Source organism: Granulicella sibirica (genome assembly GCF_004115155.1).
In the GTDB taxonomy this organism is placed as follows: Bacteria; Acidobacteriota; Terriglobia; order Terriglobales; family Acidobacteriaceae; genus Edaphobacter; species Edaphobacter sibiricus.
Genome location: NZ_RDSM01000001.1, coordinates 2,471,853 through 2,491,216 on the forward strand (window position 1 = coordinate 2,471,853; position 19,364 = coordinate 2,491,216).

15 protein-coding genes are annotated in these 19,364 nt (G+C 61.0%); 7 read left to right on the forward strand and 8 right to left on the reverse strand.

Annotation, left to right across the window (positions count from 1 at the left end):
• Positions 1-28: 28 nt before the first annotated feature.
• Together GRAN_RS10305 and GRAN_RS10310 are read right to left on the reverse strand one after the other, a co-directional pair.
• A complete protein-coding gene (locus GRAN_RS10305) occupies positions 29-982 on the reverse strand; it encodes a DsbA family protein (protein WP_128912780.1) in 954 nt (317 codons plus the stop codon).
• Positions 983-1,036: 54 nt separating this feature from the next.
• Positions 1,037-3,544 carry an LPS-assembly protein LptD gene (locus tag GRAN_RS10310; RefSeq protein WP_241654452.1) on the reverse strand — a complete coding sequence of 836 codons (2,508 nt, stop codon included), beginning with the start codon at positions 3,542-3,544 and terminating at the stop codon, positions 1,037-1,039.
• A gap of 171 nt (positions 3,545-3,715) precedes the next feature.
• Between GRAN_RS10310 and GRAN_RS10315 the strand changes: the two genes are divergently transcribed.
• Positions 3,716-5,206: an RDD family protein gene (locus tag GRAN_RS10315; protein WP_128912782.1), complete on the forward strand. Its 1,491-nt coding sequence runs from the start codon at positions 3,716-3,718 to the stop codon at positions 5,204-5,206.
• Between the two features lie 43 nt (positions 5,207-5,249).
• Entirely contained in the window at positions 5,250-5,723 is a 474-nt protein-coding gene (locus tag GRAN_RS10320) for a hypothetical protein (protein ID WP_128912783.1), read from the forward strand.
• Between the two features lie 6 nt (positions 5,724-5,729).
• Here GRAN_RS10320 and GRAN_RS10325 read toward each other — a convergent pair whose 3' ends face one another.
• Positions 5,730-6,674: a hypothetical protein gene (locus GRAN_RS10325; RefSeq protein WP_128912784.1), complete on the reverse strand. Its 945-nt coding sequence runs from the start codon at positions 6,672-6,674 to the stop codon at positions 5,730-5,732.
• Between the two features lie 300 nt (positions 6,675-6,974).
• On the opposite strand from GRAN_RS10325, the gene GRAN_RS10330 reads away from it, so the two are divergent.
• A complete protein-coding gene (locus GRAN_RS10330) occupies positions 6,975-8,777 on the forward strand; it encodes a transthyretin-like family protein (protein ID WP_128912785.1) in 1,803 nt (600 codons plus the stop codon).
• 71 nt (positions 8,778-8,848) lie between these two features.
• On the opposite strand, the gene fabF is transcribed toward GRAN_RS10330, so the two are convergent.
• The 4 genes from fabF to GRAN_RS10350 form a co-directional block, all read right to left on the reverse strand.
• Complete coding sequence (gene fabF / locus GRAN_RS10335; protein ID WP_128912786.1) at positions 8,849-10,099, reverse strand: beta-ketoacyl-ACP synthase II; 1,251 nt, start codon at positions 10,097-10,099, stop codon at positions 8,849-8,851.
• Positions 10,100-10,102: 3 nt separating this feature from the next.
• A complete protein-coding gene (locus GRAN_RS10340) occupies positions 10,103-10,345 on the reverse strand; it encodes an acyl carrier protein (RefSeq protein WP_014263586.1) in 243 nt (80 codons plus the stop codon).
• 228 nt (positions 10,346-10,573) lie between these two features.
• Positions 10,574-13,759, reverse strand: coding sequence for an efflux RND transporter permease subunit (locus tag GRAN_RS10345; protein WP_128912787.1), 3,186 nt, complete (start codon positions 13,757-13,759; stop codon positions 10,574-10,576).
• Between the two features lie 62 nt (positions 13,760-13,821).
• Positions 13,822-14,907 (reverse strand): efflux RND transporter periplasmic adaptor subunit, encoded by a 1,086-nt coding sequence (locus tag GRAN_RS10350; protein ID WP_241654453.1) that lies wholly within the window; start codon positions 14,905-14,907, stop codon positions 13,822-13,824.
• A gap of 534 nt (positions 14,908-15,441) precedes the next feature.
• Here GRAN_RS10350 and GRAN_RS10355 point away from each other — a divergent pair.
• Together GRAN_RS10355 and GRAN_RS10360 are read left to right on the forward strand one after the other, a co-directional pair.
• Positions 15,442-16,263: a tetratricopeptide repeat protein gene (locus GRAN_RS10355; protein WP_128912788.1), complete on the forward strand. Its 822-nt coding sequence runs from the start codon at positions 15,442-15,444 to the stop codon at positions 16,261-16,263.
• 156 nt (positions 16,264-16,419) lie between these two features.
• On the forward strand, positions 16,420-17,154 hold the full coding sequence (locus tag GRAN_RS10360) for a YIP1 family protein (RefSeq protein ID WP_128912789.1): 735 nt from the start codon (positions 16,420-16,422) through the stop codon (positions 17,152-17,154).
• 66 nt (positions 17,155-17,220) lie between these two features.
• Here GRAN_RS10360 and GRAN_RS10365 read toward each other — a convergent pair whose 3' ends face one another.
• Complete coding sequence (locus GRAN_RS10365; RefSeq protein ID WP_128912790.1) at positions 17,221-18,090, reverse strand: hypothetical protein; 870 nt, start codon at positions 18,088-18,090, stop codon at positions 17,221-17,223.
• Positions 18,091-18,304: 214 nt separating this feature from the next.
• Here GRAN_RS10365 and GRAN_RS10370 point away from each other — a divergent pair, with 214 nt between their 5' ends.
• Entirely contained in the window at positions 18,305-18,565 is a 261-nt protein-coding gene (locus tag GRAN_RS10370) for a hypothetical protein (protein WP_128912791.1), read from the forward strand.
• On the forward strand, positions 18,565-19,335 hold the full coding sequence (locus tag GRAN_RS10375; RefSeq protein ID WP_241654454.1) for a septal ring lytic transglycosylase RlpA family protein: 771 nt from the start codon (positions 18,565-18,567) through the stop codon (positions 19,333-19,335). Before GRAN_RS10370 ends, GRAN_RS10375 begins: the two co-directional genes overlap by 1 nt.
• The last annotated feature ends 29 nt before the right edge of the window (positions 19,336-19,364 follow it).

Consider the following 19,364-nt stretch of genomic DNA (forward strand, 5'->3'; position numbering starts at 1 on the left):
GTCACTCGGGTCGTCCTTTGTCTCGTACTTAGTTGCCGGTCTTGGAAGCGCCGGGCATTGGGGGTACGGGAACCGGCGGGGGCGGGGTCTTGCCCTCGGCCGTCAGTGCAGCGTCGATGACGCGATAGACATATTCGATCGGTAGAGCGCCTTCGAGACGTTCTCCATTGATGAAGAGAGCCGGGGTGGCCTGAACACCGAGCTTCTCACCTTCCTTGCGGGACTGGGCGATTGCGGAGCCGTCCTGCTTTGCGACGCAGGCGGTAAGCGCGCCGCTGTTTACTTTCTGACGTTCGCCTTCTTCTTTGGTGAGTTTGTCGAGATCATCATTGGCCTTGGCGAGGCTGTGATCCGCTCCGCCAAAGTCGCCGGCATGGGAGTGGATGTAATCGACCGCGTTCCAGTAGCCCGTGGTGCTCTGAATTCCAAGGCAGTTGGCGTCGATGGCAGCTCGGATTGCCCAAGGATGCTGATCAAGAGGGAAGTCTAGATAGACGATTCGAACCTGGTCCTTGTAGCGGGCCATCAGGGCAGGAAAGATCTGGGCGTGCATTTTCGCGCAATATGGGCACTCGAGGTCGTCGAAGCCGACGATGGTGACAGGCGCGCCTTCCGGGCCTCCGCGCGCGGGCCGTCCGGTGTCGGAGACCAGGGTCTTCGGATCCTGGCTGATGTCGTAGCGACTGAACTGGGCGAGGGTTTTGTTGTCGTCGGAGAGGAGGAATGTAATGGGCTTGCCGGTCTGCCCGTCGGCGGCGAAGTTGACGCTGATTTCGTCGTAGCCGGGGATCTCGCTCTTATGACGGTCGGAGACGGAGAGGACGTAGTCGGGTGGGATGTTCGACTTGGAGCGGATGAGGACTTCAATGCGGCGGGTGAGTTCGGGAGTGAGGGTGGCTTTCGGGGCCTGTGCGTGGCAGCTTAGGGTGCTCAGGGCGAGGGCTAAGGCGAGGGCGCGGAATGGAGTGACGGCAGTCAGCACAGTCTTTGATTATCGCATGTTGAGGTTGCGCGGGTGGGTTGGGTGCGGGCTCGCTTAGAAGAGGCGTTCGGCGCGTTTGAGGTTGCCGGCGGTGCCTATGTTCGCGAGGGTGATGTTAAAGCGATAGACGTTTTCGTTGCGGACGGAGCCTAGTTCGTACTTGCGGTACTCGACGGAGAAGCCGCAGCAGTCCCAGTTGTAGGAGGTCTGCAGAGCGGCATACTGGACCGAACCTACGTTGAGGTCCAGGCCGGCGTTTCCGGCGACCGAGAGGCCCGCGCGAGTGGGGGCGCCGAAGCCCAGGAGTACGCGCATCTGGCTGAAGTCGGAGACGGCGGATGCGATGCCCTCGGAGTATGAGCGGCCGGGTGCGTTGAGGCGGGCGTAGGAGAGGCCGGCGAAGGTGACACCCTCGTGGACGTCGACGAAGACGTTTGAGGAGGTGAACTTCTTTGCGCCGGTGTCGTAGTCGACGTCCCATTCGAAGTCGACCTTTTCCGAGGCGCGCATGCGGAGACGGGAGATGAGCGGGGAGATCTCGCGGGGCTCGGTGAGGAAGGCAATTCCGGAGAAGTCGAGGGTGGAGTCGAAAAGGTTGCGGCGTCCGTTCTGGACAGCTCCGCCGAAGGTGGGGTTGAAGAAGTATTTCTGGGTGAGACGCCAGGTGATCCACTCGCGAGTTCCGCAGCCGGGCTGGGGGGCGACGCTGTCCGTGGGGGTGTCGATCATGCTGTCGACGGAGCTGAGGAGGGGATTTTCGATCTGTTCGGCGTCGGTGGTGCAGGGGGCCTTACGCGCGCGGGGGCGGAGGAAGAGGCGCTGCGTGACGCCATATTCAAGCTCGTTGGTGTTGCTGGCCAGGTCTCGGTCGTCGAAGCGGAGGATGTTGGCGAAGTTGTTTATGCCGGTGACGTAGCGGTAGGTCACGGAGGGCTCGACGGTGTGTTTAACGTCACTGCCGAGGACGCGGCGGATGAAGCCGGAGTCGAAGGTGCGTTCGATAACGGGGGCGCGGGCGTCGACCTGGATCTCGACGTCGGAGCGATTGATGCCGGCGGTGCTCTCGGTAGGGTTCGGGATGATGTTGGAAGAACGGCTGCGGTTGTAGTAGGTTTCGCGGGCGCCGATGCTTGGGCGGAGATGCCAGCCTCCGGCGTTCAGAGGGTAGGCAAGTTCGGGATGGAGATCGAATCGCTCGACGACGCCAGCGGTCTGGAAGTTGGGCTGAACGCGCTTGAGACCCGAGGCGTCGACGTCGAAGTTCCAGACGAAGCCGCTGCGGCCGAGGGCGTGGTCGACGGAGGAAAGATCGAGGGATGGGACGTGGAAGATCCGGACTTGCTGGCCGACAATGATGGAGCCGTCGGCGGCGACGGAGGCGATTCGTTTGAGGCCCTGGTAACGGTCGACGAGGCCGGTGGCGACGTATCCGTCGTGGTCGTGAGTGACGTAGACGTCAGAGAGGATGTCGGAGGAGACGGCCTGGTTGAAGCTCTCGGAGAAGGCGGCGCGGTAGGTGAAGGAGGAGAGGTACTCGACGTCGGTGGCGACGCGGGTGTGAGGGGTGAAGTCGTGACGGCCGGAGAGAAGGAAGTCCTCGCCGCCCTGGTTTGCGGAGCCCTGGAGACGATCGAGGAGGCCGGAGTAGTGGGCGCGGACGAAGTCGTCGTTGCGGCCACGAAAGCGGAAGGTGGCCATCTGGGAGTAGCCACGGAGGGAGAAGTACTCGGCGCCGACGGTGAGGTCGGTGCTGCGGTTGATGGCGAGGTAGACCTGTTCGCCGATGATGAGGCCCTTGGAGGAGGACTGTGAGATAACAGGGATGAGGAAGCCGCTCTGCCGGTCCTCGGTGTCAACGGCGTGGGTGACGTACGGCAGGTAGAGCACGGGGACGTTGACGAGGTGAAAGATGCTGTTACTGGCCCTAGCGCGTTCGCCGTCGATGTTGAAGTGGCCGGCGGAGAGGATCCAATCGGGATGGGGCAGGGCGCAGGAGGTGACGGAGCCGTCGTACACGTCGTAGGCCTGGGGGCCGGTTTTGACGACAAGGCGGCCGTTGAAGAGGAAGGGGTTGCCGTTGGTGTAGACGAGGCGGGAGTTTTTCTTCTTGATGCCGACCGAGCCCTTGACGTCGTAGAAGCGGCCAGTCTGGGTCTTGAGGTTCATGGTGCCGTGGGAGGCTTCGATACGTTCCTGGTTTGTGCCCCCGGTCGCGACGAGATGGCCGGTGGCGACGAGGTCGCCGGATTCGCGGTCGTACTCGACGTGATCGGCCTCGACGGTGCGGTCGCCGTAGGTGATGACGACGCTGCCATCGAGGGTGAAGTGGCCGGCCACCGTGGTCTGGGTATCGGCAAGGATCTTGATGTCCGAGGCTTCGTCTTTGGCGGGAACGATCCGGGCGACGGGGTATTGCGGGGGAGCTTCTGGAAGGTCTTCCGCTGTTGCCTGGGGGGGTGCCTTGGTGGTCAACTCCTGGGCCGAGAGTTGTGCCCTCGATAAAGAGAGCAGCGTGGTAGTTAAGAAGATGAAGCTACCCAATTGAGATTTCAAGCGGGGCAAGCGAGGCTTTCCTGGTTGCGTAGGCTGAGTAGGGAATGGAATGCAGGGAATGGGCTCCGGAAGTGGAACCAACTGCCGGCCGCCTGCTGAACTGCCTTGATTCATGCTTGTACGCGTACCACCAGATTCAGGCTAAACGATTTCACGGAAGCGGGTCAGGGTTTGAGCAAAATGAGCGCTGCACAACTGGAGACGTCCGATCACGACGAGGCGTTAGCGCACATGGTGTCCTCGCCACTGAAGCAACAGGTGGCGGAACGGCTGGCGGCGCATCGGGCCCGGCGCACGAGGATTGGCCGGGAGCAGACGAGTCACCAGCCCACGCTGCTTGAGGCCCCGGCTCCTGCCCCGGCACGTGTGAACAAGATCGCCGCCGCGGTGGCGGAGCGATATGCGCAGTCGCAGAGCTACAACGCGTTTCTTCAAGCCGAAGCGGAGAAGGCGCTGCAGCAGGCGCAGGCGGCGGCGGAGGTCGCGGCACGCAATGCCCGAGCGATCGCCGAGGCGCAGAGAGAGATGCTCGCTGAGATGGCGCACAAGGCAGAGATCGAGGCGGCGGAACGGGCTGTGTTTGCGCCAGTTCTGGTTGAGCCGATCGCGCTCGCACCGGTCGTGGTTGCGCCAGTCGTGGTTGCGCCGGTTGCGTTCACTCAAGTTGCCGAGATCTATGTAGAGCCAATTGCGGAGCCGTTGGCTGTAGAGCCGCAGGCGCGGTGGTTCAAGGAAGAGATGCCACCAGCCGCCGCTCCTGTTGCGCCGCCGGTGGCGAAGCAGAAAGTGACCGTGAAGCAGACGTCGTCGTCCGGGTTCTCGGTGCGGCTGTATGAGGATGTTGGACGGCCTCACAAAGATGTGTCGCGGCGGGAGGGGAGTCTCGATTTTGAAGCCGAGGTTCGCCTGGATGACGAGGAGAGACGGGCGCTCGATGAGGAGATCGAGTTTCGGCAGGCTCCTACGTTTGAGCTGGAGCGGCCCACGACTCCTATTCCGGGAAACCTGCTCGAGTTTCCCCGGCAGCTTGTTGCGACGCGGAAGGCTCGGCCTCGGTATGCCGAGGGGCCGCTTCGCGAAGATGGCGCGATGGCCCATGACGGAGCACAGCTTCGAATCTTCGAGGTCGAGGCGACGCAGATCTCGGCGGCTCCGGCAGGGGAGTCGGTGGCGCCGGAGTGGTCTTCGATCTGGCTCGATGCGCTGAAGCCCGAGGTGCAGGAAGAGGTTGTTGAAGAGAAGGAGTACTCGGTGGTGCTGCCACCGCAGACTGCTCCGGTTTCGCGACGGGTCATGGCTGGGTTAGTTGACGGATGCCTGGTGACTGGCGCTACGGTGGCGTTTGGGACGGGGTTTGCGTATTATGCGCCCGCACTGCCTTCGCTGCCGGTGATGGGCATTGCGGCGGGTGGGGTGTTGGCGGCATTCTTCCTGATATACCAGATGCTCTTCTTTACCTTCTCGGATTCGACCCCTGGGATGCGGTACGCGCGGATCGGGCTGTGTACCTTCTCGGACGACAACCCAACTCGTGCAGCGATGCGGCGCAGGACGTTTGCCATGCTGCTGGCCTTGCTTCCGCTTGGTTTTGGATTCCTGTGGGCTTGTCTTGACGATGATCGGCTGGGGTGGCACGATCGCATCTCGCGGATGTATCAGCGAAGCTACTAAAGGCGCGTCGGGTATCCTGATGCAAGGAATACCCAGGATCCCGGTGCCTCATCTCCCTTTTAGTGTCCATCTGACCTCACACCAACAGGCGGCGGCCGCCGGTGTGGGGTTGTTCGCCGTGGCGGCAGGCGTCTTCCTTATGGTGCTTCGGAAGCCGAGACCGACTCCGGAGCAGGTGGAACGAGCTCGGCGGGAGAGACTGGCTCTGACCGGGCGGATCACGGATGGGAGTCTAGTGGATACGACCATGGTCGATGGGAGTTTTCTGGGGGAGGATTTCCGGACGGACGAGACGTCGCCGCACAAGCTGATGTATCACTACGGGATCGCAGGAGTGCGGTATGAGGCGGTGCAGGATGTGTCGGTGCTGCAGGATCGGGTGCGGGGGGTGCGGATCGACCTGCCGATCCAGGTGCGGTACGACCATTTGAATCCGGCAGATTCGATTGTGGTGGCTGAGGATTGGAGCGGGTTGCGGCTGCGGCGTGGCGATGAGACGGACCAGGCGCAGGCTTGAGTTGGCTTACGGCATGCCCATCTGGGCGTTGCCAGCGGTCACCATGTTGACGATGCGCTGGATGAAGATGGCGCGGGTGTTGATGTGGCGGGCGACGTCGGGTAAGAACTCGGTGATGAGATTGTTGACCGGGTCGGTGGCGAGGCCGGTGGCGATGCGCTCTACCGTGGATGGGCCGTTTCCATGGACGCCGGGGACGTAGAGGTTGCTGATCTCGGCGCTGATGGGGTAGGTGAAGAGGACGGCGTAGTTGGGCATGGAGGAGCCGTCGTCGTGCTGGGCGATGATGGTGCGGGAGAGAGCGTGGACAAGGCGGTGGCGGAAGGGGGCTCCGGGTTCGCGGTGATAGTGGGGATCCTCATGGAAGAGTGAGGGAATGAGAAAGGTTCCGAAGAACTCGCCGGTGACGTCCTGGGAGAAGCTGTAGCCGGTGTCGCGAAGGAAGCCACCGAAGCCCGGGCCATAGGCGGTGTGTGAGTTGGTGTCAACGGTGAAAGCGGCAGTGCCTACGATGGTGATGATGTTGCCGGGATCGCGGAAGTTATGGAAGGCGAGGTAGGCCTTCTGGGTGGGCGTCATGGGAACGGGCGCGGTGGTGTCGAGGAAGCGGTGGTAGGGGTTGATGGCGATGCAGGGGGGCTGGGGCTCGCCGGTGACGAGGGCCGAACTGGGGCAGGGTGGCAGCGGTGCGGGGGCGGTGGGGAGACTCCAGCTTGGAGCGTTGGGGAGGGCTTCCGTGTGGAACGCGGGGAGCGCGTCGACGTAGGCGAGGGTTTCGTTCTCGCGGACGATCGCCGCGATGGTTGATTCGGCAGACCCGGAGCCTTCGGTGAGGACGGTTGCGCTGACGGCGTGCGGGGTGGAAGTGTGAAACGTGGTCTGAGCGTGGAGCGCAAGACCGGGCAACAGGAGGAGGGAGGTGATATCGAGGCGTCGTCTTCGCGGCGTCATGGTCTTGCTCCTTCCGGTTCCTTTCTTCCTATCGACGGATTCCTTTTCTTCTGCTTCGTAAGACGCAAATCTTTCGGGTCGGGTTATGACGCTTTTGGGGAGTTTTTTGGGGTGGTGGGAGTCACCGGTCGTCGTGGCCGATCAGCGGCGATGGGGAGACGCGGCTCCGAGGAATCTCACGAGGCGGACCTCTTCCTAAAAATAGACGAGTGATGCAGAAACGGTGTCCTTCCCCTGATCACTATGGGAATGGCCGATGATAAGCATCGTCCTATCTCTCGAGCACCCTGGAAGGACCGTATGTCTTATCTTTTCAAAGGAAAGCTTTGCGGCTATCTCTGCGTCGATTGTTCCGAGCCTCTTTCGGACATCATCGTCCGTCTCTATCGTCATCAGCCGAATCAAAATGTGACAAGACTCGCCGTGGCCAATCCCAAGGACACGCTTGCCGTCCTCGATGCCGAGACGCTGCGCGGCAAAGAAGGTTCTCTCTTGGCGGAGGGCCGGACTGACGCGCAAGGCGCGTTCGCCATCGAAATCAGCGAACGCGGCTACGAAGGGGAAGCGTTCGAGGTCGATATCTATTGCGGCACCGTGCCGCACCGTAAGGTGGGCCGCAGGGTAGCGGAGCCGCGGCAGGCGACCATCACCACGATTCAGCCGATCTGGGGACGCACAGACGGCGGGTTCGTGGCGGGTTGGAATTACTGCATTCCGTACCGGTTCTGGTGCTACTTCCGGAGTCTGTTCGATGCGTGGGTGATCTGTGGGCACGTAACGCAATGCCAGACGAAAGGCGCGATCGCAAATGTGAAGGTCACAGCCTTCGATACGGACTGGATCCAGGACGATGATCTTGGCTCTGCGTTCACCGACGCCAGCGGCCACTTCCGCATTGACTACACGCATGAAGACTTCGAGAAGACACCGTTCCCTTTCATCAGCTTCGAGCTGTCCGGCCCGGACCTCTACTTCCACGTGGAGGACTCCGGCGGCACGGTGCTTCTGCAGGAACCCTCATCGCGCGGCCGCGACCGCGATAGGGAGAACTCGGGGCCATGCTTCTGCGTCGACCTGTGCGTTGACGTCAACCCTACCCCGCCGTTCAACAATCCCCTGTTCACGCACGTCGGTGACTTCGACATCAGTGGCGACATCAGCAGCACGAATGGACTCACCAATAAGATGGTGCTCGGCCACGGCGGTCCGAACTACGGATTCACAGGCGACCTGAAGCTCAAGGGCTTCTGCCCGAAGACTTCGCCCGTGGGAAGCCCCGATCCGATGCAGTACCGCTTCCTCTACACGACTCCGACGGTTCTCACCCAGCAGCCGATCACCGGCGGGATGCTGACTCCGGTCGTCGTAGGAACACGGCTCATTCAGTGGGACGTGTTTGGCACGGGCCTCGCCTATACCTTCCAGGACCTTTACATTCAGGGTTCGGGCGCGACACCGGATCCCACGCCGACGCCTGTGCTGCCTCCCGGAACACCGTGGGGTGCGCCGCCACCACATATCATCGTTCCCGACGCGGATGGATGGATCGCGGTCGACCAGAATGGGCTGGATAGCGGATTCTATGGCCCTCTGCTACGCTTCGTCTCGGCCTCCGTCGTCACCGGAGGGGTCGCGCCCGGGAACGGGGCGGGCCTTGCTCTTACGACGCCCGAGGGGGGGATGAGCATCAGCATCTTCTTCGAGGCCGGTCCCATCGGTCAGCCTGCTACCTTCACGAACAACCTGCCGAATATCTTCATCAATAACTGGACCCAGGTCTCGGAGCTGGACTTGACGGAGTTTCATACCGTCGGGGCTACTGCCTGCTCGGAGATCACGAACAGCCTGGATATCCTTTACACAGCCGACCACGAGCTCATGGCTTCGTGGGGCCTGGGAATCAGTAGCGCGGCGACTATCCCACTTCCACTGCCGGTATATCCAAGCGGCTCGGCACCCCGAGGCGGAATAGGAACATTTCACATCGATGTGTCGCTGTGGCCATCCTGCTCGTACCTGATCGGATTGACCACACGCAAATCGCTCACCGACGGGGAGACAGATGACTCCGGCGCAACAAGTCAACTGACGTTCTGTAAATAACCCAGGGAATTCTGGAGCGGGCCATCAACTAACGGCCCGCCCTGTTCTCTATGTCGTACTCAAGAAGTTGGTTATTCGGTCCAGCGCTTGAAGACTAACGAACCATTTGTGCCGCCGAAGCCGAAGGAGTTCGACAGGGCGTAGTCGATCTTCGCGGGTTGGGGCTTGTTTGGGACGTAGTTTAGGCGGCACTGAGGGTCCAGTTCGACGATGTTCATCGTTGGGGGGGCGATCTGGTGAAGCATGGCGAGGATGGTGATGCCTGCTTCGAGGCCGCCGGCTCCACCGAGGAGATGGCCGGTCATGGACTTTGTCGAGCTGACGAGGAGCTCGTGATTCTTCGCGCGGTCGCCGAAGAGGTTCTCGATGGCGCGCGACTCTAAAGCGTCGCCCAGGGGCGTCGAGGTGGCGTGGGCGTTGAGGTAGTCGATTTTGCCGGGTTCGATTCCAGCCACCTTGAGGGCAGCGTTCATGGCACGGTAGCAGCCTTCGCCCTCGGGAGCCATGCCGGTCATGTGGAAGGCGTCAGCGGACATGCCGTAGCCGATGACTTCAGCGAGGATCTTGGCTCCGCGAGCCTTGGCGAACTCGAGTTCTTCCATGATGAGGATTCCGGCGCCTTCGCCGACCACAAAGCCATCCCGGTCCTTGTCGAAGGGGCGGCAGGCGTGTTCGGGATCTTCGTTACGGGTGGAGAGTGCCTTCATGGCGGCGAATCCGCCGACGCCCATGGGGGTGATGGCAGCTTCAGTGCCTCCGGCGATCATGGCGTCGGCGTCGCCGCGCTGGATGATACGGAAGGCGTCGCCGATGGAGTGGGCGGACGAGGTGCAGGCGGTCGCGGTCGCTTCGTTCGGCCCGCGGGCCTTGTAGCGGATGCTGACGTGGCCGGCGGCGAGATTGACGATGGAGCCGGGGATAAAGAATGGACTGATCTTACGCGGACCTCCGGCAAGCATGGCGGAGTGCTCGCGTTCGATGACGTCAAATCCGCCGATGCCGGAGCCGATGTGGACTCCAAAGCGGTCGGAGTTTTCATCAGTGATCTTAAGGCCGGAGTGCTCCATGGCTTCGTGGGAAGCGGCCATAGCGAAGTGGATGAAGCGGCCCATCTTGCGGGCTTCCTTCTTGTCCACGAACTTGTGCGGGTCGAAATCCTTGACTTCGGCCGCGAATCGGACGGGGTGGCCGGTGAGATCGAAGGCCCTGATCTCAGCCATGCCGCTCTTGCCGGCCAACAACCCGTCCCATACCTCAGGCGCGGTTTTTCCCACGCCGCAGACGAGTCCGAGGCCGGTTACAACTACGCGACGTGGTTCCACCGGTTACTTACCTTTCTGGTTCTTTTCGATGTAGTCGACGGCATCCTTGACGGTCTTGATCTTCTCAGCATCTTCGTCAGGGATCTGTATGTCGAAGGCTTCTTCAAACTGCATGACGAGCTCGACGACATCGAGGGAGTCGGCGCCAAGGTCTTCCTGGAAGGAAGCGCCCGGGGTTACTTCGGCTTCATCCACCTGAAGCTGTTCGACAATGATTTGTTTTACTTTTTCGTCTACTGCTGCCATGACTTTCTCCTGATGCTTTCTAAAAGCTCAAACTTGAGATGTGTGCTGCAAAATACCCGGTGCACAAAGATCAACGATACCGAGCGCCTAGGTGAGTGTAAAGCAAAGGGGCCGACTACGTGGGTTGGTACCTGCCGGTTCGGCACGTCGTGGGAACGCTTCTCCCTTGGACGCGTAGATGCAGATTGATGCCTACACGATGGACTGGATGGGGTGCGAAAGGTCCGTTTATGTTGTTTTCGGGGTTGCGGAGACTGACTCACGGCGGCTGAAGGTGGAGAGGAGGGTCTTGAGGATGACGTAGAGGACAGGGATGAAGAAGAGGTTCAGGACTGTGGAGAGGAGCATGCCTCCGACGACGGCGGTGCCGACAGAGTGGCGTCCGTTGGCTCCGGCACCGCTGGCGAAGTAGAGAGGAAGGACGCCGAGGATGAAGGCGAAGCTGGTCATGAGGATGGGCCGGAGGCGGAGTTCGGCGGCGGTGATGGCGGCGTCGATGATGGATTTGCCTTCGGCGAGCTGTTGCTCGGCGAACTCCACGATGAGGATCGAGTTCTTGGCAGAGAGACCGATGAGCATGACCAGGCCGATCTGGACGTAGACGTCATCGACGAGGCCGCGGGCGGCGATCAGGGACAGGGCTCCAAGGATGGCGGTGGGGACGGCGAGAAGGATGATGAACGGAAGGGCGAAGCTCTCGTACTGGGCTGAGAGGGTGAGGTAGACCACGAGGAGGCCAAGGCCGAAGATGATGGTCGCCTTGCCGGCGGACTCGATCTCTTCGAGGGCGAGTCCGGTCCAAGAAAAGGTCATGCCCTGGAGCTTATTTTTGTCGAAGAGCCTCTGCATGTTTTCGAGGCCCTGGCCGGAGCTGAGGCCTTCAGCCGGGGAGCCGTCGATTTCGGCAGAGCGGAAGAGGTTGTAGTGGAAGATGACCTGGGGACCGGAGGTTTCTTTTGCCACGACCAGGTTGTCGAGGGGGATCATCTGGTTGGTGTCTGAGCGGACATAGAACTGGCGGAGATCCTGGGCGGTGCGGCGGAAGGGCAGGTCTGCCTGGACGTAGACGCGGTAGGCGCGGTTGTTGAAGTCGAAGTCGTTGACGTAGGTGGAACCCATGAAGGTGCTCATGGCGGCGGTGATCTGGGATAGTGGGACACCGATCGCCTTCGCCTTCTGGCGGTCGATGGTGACATAGAGTTGCGGGTCATTGGCAGTGAAGGTGGTGTTCAGGTTGGCGACTCCGGCTCCGGGCATGCGGGCCTCGCCGACCATGGTGTGGGCTACGCGGTCGATGTCAGCGAAGGTGTTTCGGCCTGCGTCCTGAAGCATGAACTGGAAGCCGCCGACGGAGCCGATGCCCTGAATGGCGGGTGGTTCAGCAGCGAAGGCGATGCCGCCGGGGATGGCGAAGAGCCTGGGCGAGATCGATGTCACGACATCGTGGGCGGAGTGCCCGGGGCCTTTCTTTGTGCGCTCATCGATCGGCTTGAGAGGGGCGAAGATGATGCCGGAGTTGGGGCTGCTGCCTCCGGAGAGCGAGAAGCCGATGATAGAGAAGGTGCCGAAGACGTCCTCGTTGTTGCGTACCTCGATGGAGACGCGGTCGGCGAACTCGGAGGAGTAGGAGAGCGAGGCTCCGGGGGGTGTCTGGATGATGAGGAGGAAGTAGCTCTGGTCTTCGGCCGGGACGAAGGCGGTGGGGACGTGGTTGTAGATCCAGGCGGTGGCGGCCAAGCCGGCGAAGAAGAGGAGCAGGACGGCGTAGCGGACCTTGACGACCCAGGTCACGGCTATGGCGTACCAGGCGATGACTCGCTTAATTCCTTTGTCGATCAGGCCGAGAAGGCCGCCGTGGCGAATTTCGGGGCGAAGGAGGATGGCCGAGAGCGCGGGCGAGAGGGTGAGGGCGTTGACGGCGGAGATCGCGATCGAGAAGGCGATCGTTAGGGAGAACTGCTTGTAGAGGATGCCGGTGGTTCCGGGGAAGAAGCTGACGGGAACGAAGACGGAGATAAGCACAAGCGAGGTCGCGATGACGGCGCTGGTCACCTCAGCCATGGCGACGCTGGTGGCTTCGTGGGGGTCGTGGATGGCTGCGCTGACGGGGACGCCGGGTTCGGGCGTCAGATGGTCCTCGAGGTGGCGCTGCACGTTTTCGATGACGACGATGGCGTCGTCGACCACGAGACCGGTGGCGAGGGTGATCCCGAAAAGGGTGAGGGAGTTGATGGAAAAGCCGAAAAGCTTGATGAAGGCGAAGGTTCCGATAAGCGAGACGGGGATGGTGACGGCGGGGATGATGGTCGCGCGCCAGTCCTGGAGGAAGAGGAAGATGACGAGGATGACGATGCCGATGGCTTCGCCGATGGTGACTTCGACTTCCTTGATGGAATCGGAGACGACGGTCGTCGTGTCGACCGCGATGATGCCCTCAAGGCCCGGCGGGAAGGATTTTTTGAGCTCGGCCAGGACGGCGCGGCATTGCTTGTCGACGTCGAGGGCATTGGCGTTCGAGAGCTGCTGAATGCCAAGGCCGACGGCCTCATTTCCTGAGAAGCGGAGACTCGTGCTGTAGTCCTCGGCGCCGATCTCGGCCCGGCCTACGTCTTTGAGGAGCACGAGGCCGGAGCCGTTGGTCGTGGTGGTAGCGTTTTTGAGAATGATGTTCTCGAACTCGCGCGGGTCGGAGAGACGGCCGACCACGCGGACAGCCATCTGGTAGGACTGGTTCGGGTCAGATGGCGGAAGGCCAAGCTGGCCTGCGGCGACTTCGACATTCTGCTCGGCGAGAGCGTTGGTGACGTCAAGGGCGGTGAGTTGACGGGCGGCGAGCAGGGCCGGGTTGAGCCAGATGCGCATGGCGTACTTGCGCTCGCCGAAGATGAGGACGTCACCGACGCCGGGAACGCGTTTGAGGGAATCTTTGACGTAGACGTCGAGGTAGTTCGAGATGAAGGCCTGCGAGAGCGAGTGGTCGGGCGAGACGAAGCCGGCGGTGAGGACGAAGTTGCTGTTCGCCTTGGTGATGGTGATGCCGGTGTTGTTGACGGCGGCGGGAAGGCGTCCCTGGGCGGCCGCGACGCGATTCTGAACGTCAACGGCGGCGATGGAAAGGTCATAGCCGGTGCGGAAGGTGATGGTGATGGAGCTTGTGCCGTCGTTTGAGCTTGTGGAGTTGATGTAGCGCATGCCCTCGACGCCGTTGATCTGCTGTTCGAGAGGAATGGTGACGGCGGATTCGACGATGGCGGAGTTGGCTCCGACGTAGTTGCAGGTAACGACAACCTGCGGGGGCGCGAGCTCGGGATAGAGCGAGATGGGGATCGTCGGGATGGAGACGGCGCCGGCAAGCACGATCAGGAGTGCGAAGACCGTGGCGAAGATGGGGCGTCGGATGAAGAAATCTACCAAGGGAGGGCCTTCAGTGCAGGGAGTAGGTAAGAGGGAGTAGGGAGTAAAAGACCGGGAGGCGATTAGGCTAAGGGCCTTACGGGTGCTCCTTCTTGCAGGAACTGGAGGCCGGAGAGGATGACCCGGTCGGATTGCTTGAGGCCAGCCAGGATGGGGTAGTTGTTGCCTACGGTTTCGCCGAGGGTGACGGCTACCTGGTGGGCGACGAAACCGTCTCCCTTGGGTTGAGCGACAAAGACGAACGCTTGGCCGCCGATACGGGTCACCGCGAGAATGGGTACGACCGGGGCTGGGTTGGTGTTCCAGGTGACGCGGGCGTTCACGATCTGCTGATTACGGAGCTTGCTGGACGAGGGAATTTCCGCCTTCGCCAAGATGCTTTGGAGGCCGTTGTCGACCTGAGGAGAGACGAAGGAGACGGTAGAGCGGGTGGTCACTGTGCCGGAGGTGTCTACGAGATCAACCGGGATTCCGGTGTGGACGAGGCCGGCGCGGTCGGTGGGAATGTAAATGTATGCCTCGAGCTGCTGATTCTCGTCGAGGGTGGTGAGGAGTGTAGTGGAGGAGACGTAGTCGCCCTGGTGAACGGGGATGTCTCCGACTATTCCCGCGAATGGGGCGCGGATCTGGTAGTAGGCGAGCTGCTCACGCTGGGTGTTGGTGGAGGCGGCGGACGAGTTGAAGGAACCTTTGGCGTTCTCGAAGGCCTGCACAGCCTGATCGTAGACCTGACGTGAGGTGATGCCGGACTGATAGAGGTTCTTCTGACGTTCAACCTCGGCCCTGTTGTAGTCGTACATCGCCTTCTGCTGCGACTCAAGGCCTTGTTGCGACTCGACCGTCGCAAGCTGTTTGAGGGGATCGATCTGCATGAGTACCTGGCCCGCCTTGACGCTTTGTCCAGAGGTTACGAATATGCGGGTGATATTACCGTCGACCTGCGGCTGCATGGTGGCGGAGCGACGGCTCTTGATGGTGGCGACGTAGGTGTCGCTATTAGGAACAGGGGTGAGCGAGACAGGCGAAACCTTGACCGGCATCGCCTGCGGAGGTAGTGCTGGCGGTGCGGTGGCCTTGCAGCCGGAGAAAACCAGGGCGAGACATGCCAGGGTTGTGAGCAGTGCTGCGGGGTGTGTGGTCCTGAACAAGGTGATCTCCTCAAGCGGCTGCCCTGAGTCGCGAACTGGCATGCTGCGTTGCTGGCTTTGGATTCGCGTCGAAAACTGATTCGTTCCTGGACTTACGTGGGTCTGGCATGCTGGCGGGCAGACATTACAAGTTTACTTTTGCCGAAAGCGCTTTCTTTGGCTATCGTTGCGGAGCAGCGAAGAGCGGCGGTCCACGCCGTTTTCGGAACCTCAGACTGTGCTGGATGGCCTCGCTGAGGATTATTGCTCATGGCGTGGCTTGATGTCGCGATGCAGGTTCCGAAGAAGTGAAATTTGGCAGGACATATGAAGCTCCTGTATATATCGCATCACAAGGAGTTGAGCATTTCTCCGGGCGCACTGTTTCCAGTTGTCTCGTGCAAGTGGCGAGGCAGTTTCTTCTCTAGTCACTTTTCGCATCTTGCCGTTACAATCAAACGGCAAGCACGAAAACCTTAGCTCTTGATTCGATTTTCGACTTCCGACATCCCACGTCCGACGCACTGCGCGCCTTTGAAGGAGACTACACGCCCCATGAAACTGACTGCACGGATTCCTGTTACGGCCGCACTGTTGGCGTTGACCCTGGGTAGCGCGACCGGTTGTAACAAGCTGAAGGCTCGCGATGAGCTCAACAAGGGCGTTCAAGCCTTTAAGAGTGCGCGCTTTGAAGACGCGACGAACCACTTTCAGACAGCGATCGCGCTGGATCCGGCGTATCAGGATGCCAAGCTGTACCTTGCGACGGCGTACGCCTCGCAGGTGGTGCCGAACCTCGAAACCCCCGAGAACCTGAAGATCGCGCAGAATGCGCTGGATGGCTTCAATGCGGTTCTGGCTAAGGACCCGAACGATCTGACGGCGCTGAAGCAGATCGCGTCGATTGACCGGAACATCAAGAAATTTGATGAAGCGAAGGAATATGAGAAGAAGGTCATTGCGATTGCGCCAAACGACCCCGAAGCGTATTACACGGTTGGATTCGTGAACTGGACGCTTGCGTACAAGAATGCCATTGCGATCCTGGCGGCAGACGGCTTGACCGACGCTGGCGACGGAAACCCGAAGAAGAGCAAGGACGCCTGCGCCAAGCTGCAGGCTGCGAATACGGGCCTAGTGACCGAGGGCATTCAGTACCTGAATAAGGCGATCGAGCTGAACCCGAACTACGACGATGCGATGCAGTACATGCAGTTGACCCTTCGCCGGAAGGCCGATCTTGAGTGTGGCAATGAAGCCGCCCGCAAGGACGATATGGCCCAGGTGGACATGTGGATCCAGAAGGCGATGGGCGCTCGTAAGGCAAACGAACTCGAGAAGGAAAAGAAGAACGCGGGTGGCGTTGTGATGCAGTAAGGTTCTCCCATGGCTGTGCAGTGAGGCCTCCCGGTCCCGGGGGGCCTTGTTGTTTTTGCTGCTGATTCCGAGGCGAAGGTGCCTGCGGATTCTTCCTTTCGAGGCGGGTTCGCGCGGCTACAATCCGGCTGAACGCCAGATCGGTAAGGAGTCGCGATGAGCGAGGTGGTCGGTGCAAAGCCGTTGAGCGAGGCGGAGCGCGTGGTGGATATGTTTATGGCGCCTTCGCTGACATTCGCTGACATTCTGCGAAGCACGACGTGGTGGCTTCCGTTTGTTCTGCTTGTGGTGGTGACGACAGCGGCGACGTTCACGATCGATCGGGAGGTGGGCTTCCAACAAGTTGCGGAGAATCAGATTCACCTGAGCCCGAAGCAGGAAGAGGCTTTGAATTCGCTTCCGCCGGCCGATCGGGCGACGCGCGTCGCGATCTCGGCGAAGGTGACGAAGTACATCTCTTATGCGTCGCCGGTGTTGATTCTTCTGTTTTCGGCCATTGGGGCTCTCGTGCTTTGGGGGAGTTTCAACTTCGGGCTGGGAGCGAGGACGAGCTTCGGTCAGATGTTCGCCGTGTGGATCTATGCTTCGCTGCCTCGACTGCTCTCGGGTGTCCTCGAGATCGTAACGCTTTGCTTCGGGAACAATGCCGATTCGTTCAATCTGAAGGAGCCGGTTGGGACAAACGTTGGGTACTACATGGCGGATTCGGCGCCGTGGCTGCGTACGGGGCTGGGGTTTCTGGATGTGATTGGGATCTGGAACATGGTGCTCTTGATCATTGGGACCGCCGTGGTTGCCAAGGTGAAGATGGGGTCGGCTGCGGCGGTGATTGTGGGCTGGTGGCTTTTGGTTCTTCTGCTGAGCGTAGGGGCTTCGGCGGCGTTCAATTGACTTGAGTCGACAGTATGCAAAAGGCCCATTTCAGGGGCCTTTTGCTCTTTGTGGACAGGTCGCACTCTAATCCGGTACGGACTTGGAGTTGTGGATGATGTTGAGGGCGCCACTAAGAAATTCACTGATTCCGAAGCCAACCGCTGAACCTGCGAGTGAGCCGCCGAAAGTCTTGAAGACCTCCGTGTTGCTCGTGTTCAAGCTGGGGTAGTAGGCCTTGGTGAGGAAAGCGCCTCCGAGGTTCCCTGCGAGAAGAGATATGTTCGGGGTAGCTCGCCCGCTGTCGGTGCGGCTGATGAAGACCCGCGAGATTGCATATGCGCCACGCTTTAGGGGGCTGTTGCCACGGCCCATTCGGTAGTAGCGGGGATCCTCGCGGAGGATGCTGGCGGCGATGGAGTCAGAAAAGATGGACTCGGAGCTGGCGCGAGCCGCCGATGCTCCGAGGCGCTGAGCGAATCCCCTGGCGTTGCCGCCGTAGTTCGGGCTGCCGTTGGTCGCCTGCTCATAGCCTGAGGAGATGAGCCAGCCGAAGGCCGCGAGGGGCGAGACGGAGTCCTTGAGGCCGAGGAAGACCTTGTTTCCGACGGAGAGTTGCGGGGCGGGTTGGCCGGGGGCGATGTACTTGTCCGTTCGGGCGGCCATGGGCTTCGTCGCCGATGTGTACTGGCCGCTGTCACGCCAAGCGGGATCGAGGAGCGTCGTGAGAGAGGAGGACGTTCCTTCAGTATCGGGTCGGGCGGAGGCGGCAAGGAGAGCGCCTGGGGAGTCAGGCAGGGAGTTCCCGGCTAGGAGGATCGGAGAAGAGTTGACCTGCTGGGCCACGACGCTCGAGGCAAATGCAAAAGCGAGGGATGCGGCGATCGCGAGGGCAGGGCGGCGAAGGGGTTGGGATGCCGCAGCCTGGTTGTGGCTCCTGGGTGTTTTCTTGTTCAAAGTCTCGTCCTCGTTCTATTGGTGTCTAGGAAGTGTGATGCTTGTTTTGCCGAAAGGACCTACCCGAAGGACAGATCTCAGCGCAAAGTGTAGATTCGAAGCCGATTTCGCGAGAGAGCCGGGTGTGGCGTCGTTGACGTGAAGGGTTCCGGTGCCGAAGTTGTGAGCACGAGCTTCCGAAAGAGGCGCATCGTAGGAGCAGCGAGGTAGCGCTATGACGGGCGAGACAAAGAGGCCGTGGGAACAGAAGCTGCAGGACGCAGGCGCGCGAGTCGAGGAAGACTTGAAGCGGTTAGTCAACTACATCAACGACGAGGTGGTTCCGGATGTCCGGCGCAACAGTTCCGAGGCGCTGCGGGCTGCTGCGATCGAGCTTCATCGCCTTGCGGAGAAGATGGACGACCGGCGGGGTGGAACGGCGTCCGCGCCTCCACCACCCTCATCGCCATATACAGCAGACGGGCCGAAGAGGTGATGACGCTGCGGAAGAGTCCGAGCTATGTGATGGTGAGCTTATTGACGATTGCGGCAATGGGGCTCGCCGGGTGCCATCACGATACGCGGGCTTATCAGCCTCCAGTGGCACCGAGCTATCCGTCACCTGCGTCAGGTGCTGGATCGCGTGGTGCGGATACAAGTGTTGGAGCAGTGCGGGTCCCAGAGTTCACGCCTGTGATTCCGGCTGATGCGTCTCTGCTTTCGAGTGAGGTGGGGCTTGCGAGCTGGTATGGTCCAAACTACAACCACGGCAGGAGTGCGAACGGCGAGGTATACGACCAGGACGGGATGACTGCCGCGAGCAGGACGCTTCCGTTGGGGGCGATCGTGCGCGTGACAAACCTCGCAAGCGGAGAGGTGGCCGTCGCGAGGATCACCGATCGGGGCCCTTTTATCCCGGGAAGGATCATCGATCTTTCACTTGGGGCGGCGAAGGCGGCCGGCCTTTATAGGATTGGTGTGGGGAAGGTGCGGGTGGAGGCGTTCGAACTGGCCGGTGCGGTGGTGCCTCCAGCGAAGTGGTGTGTGCAGATCGGGGCTTTCATGGATCCGGACGATGCGTTGCAGATGAAGAACGATCTGAAACGACGATACGGAGCGGCGAACGTGATCTCGTTCAAGGGGCCGACCGGAAGCTGGGTTCGGCTGACGCTGCCGGTGCCGGATAAAGAACCTTCGGCGGAAGTGGCGGCCACGGTTCGAGTTCCGGACCCGGGAGTCGAGGCGTATGTCACGAGGACGAATTGAAGTGGCGCGAAGGCTTGTCTGGTGCCGGT

What these genes read in the sequence shown, in the direction of transcription:
- GRAN_RS10315 (WP_128912782.1), top strand. Translation starts at nt 3,716, where the DNA reads ATGAGCGCTGCACAACTGGAGACGTCCGATCACGACGAGGCGTTAGCG.
- GRAN_RS10325 (WP_128912784.1), bottom strand. Translation starts at nt 6,674, where the DNA reads ATGACGCCGCGAAGACGACGCCTCGATATCACCTCCCTCCTCCTGTTG.
- GRAN_RS10330 (WP_128912785.1), top strand. Translation starts at nt 6,975, where the DNA reads ATGTCTTATCTTTTCAAAGGAAAGCTTTGCGGCTATCTCTGCGTCGAT.
- GRAN_RS10340 (WP_014263586.1), bottom strand. Translation starts at nt 10,345, where the DNA reads ATGGCAGCAGTAGACGAAAAAGTAAAACAAATCATTGTCGAACAGCTT.
- GRAN_RS10355 (WP_128912788.1), top strand. Translation starts at nt 15,442, where the DNA reads ATGAAACTGACTGCACGGATTCCTGTTACGGCCGCACTGTTGGCGTTG.
- GRAN_RS10360 (WP_128912789.1), top strand. Translation starts at nt 16,420, where the DNA reads ATGAGCGAGGTGGTCGGTGCAAAGCCGTTGAGCGAGGCGGAGCGCGTG.
- GRAN_RS10370 (WP_128912791.1), top strand. Translation starts at nt 18,305, where the DNA reads ATGACGGGCGAGACAAAGAGGCCGTGGGAACAGAAGCTGCAGGACGCA.
- GRAN_RS10375 (WP_241654454.1), top strand. Translation starts at nt 18,565, where the DNA reads ATGACGCTGCGGAAGAGTCCGAGCTATGTGATGGTGAGCTTATTGACG.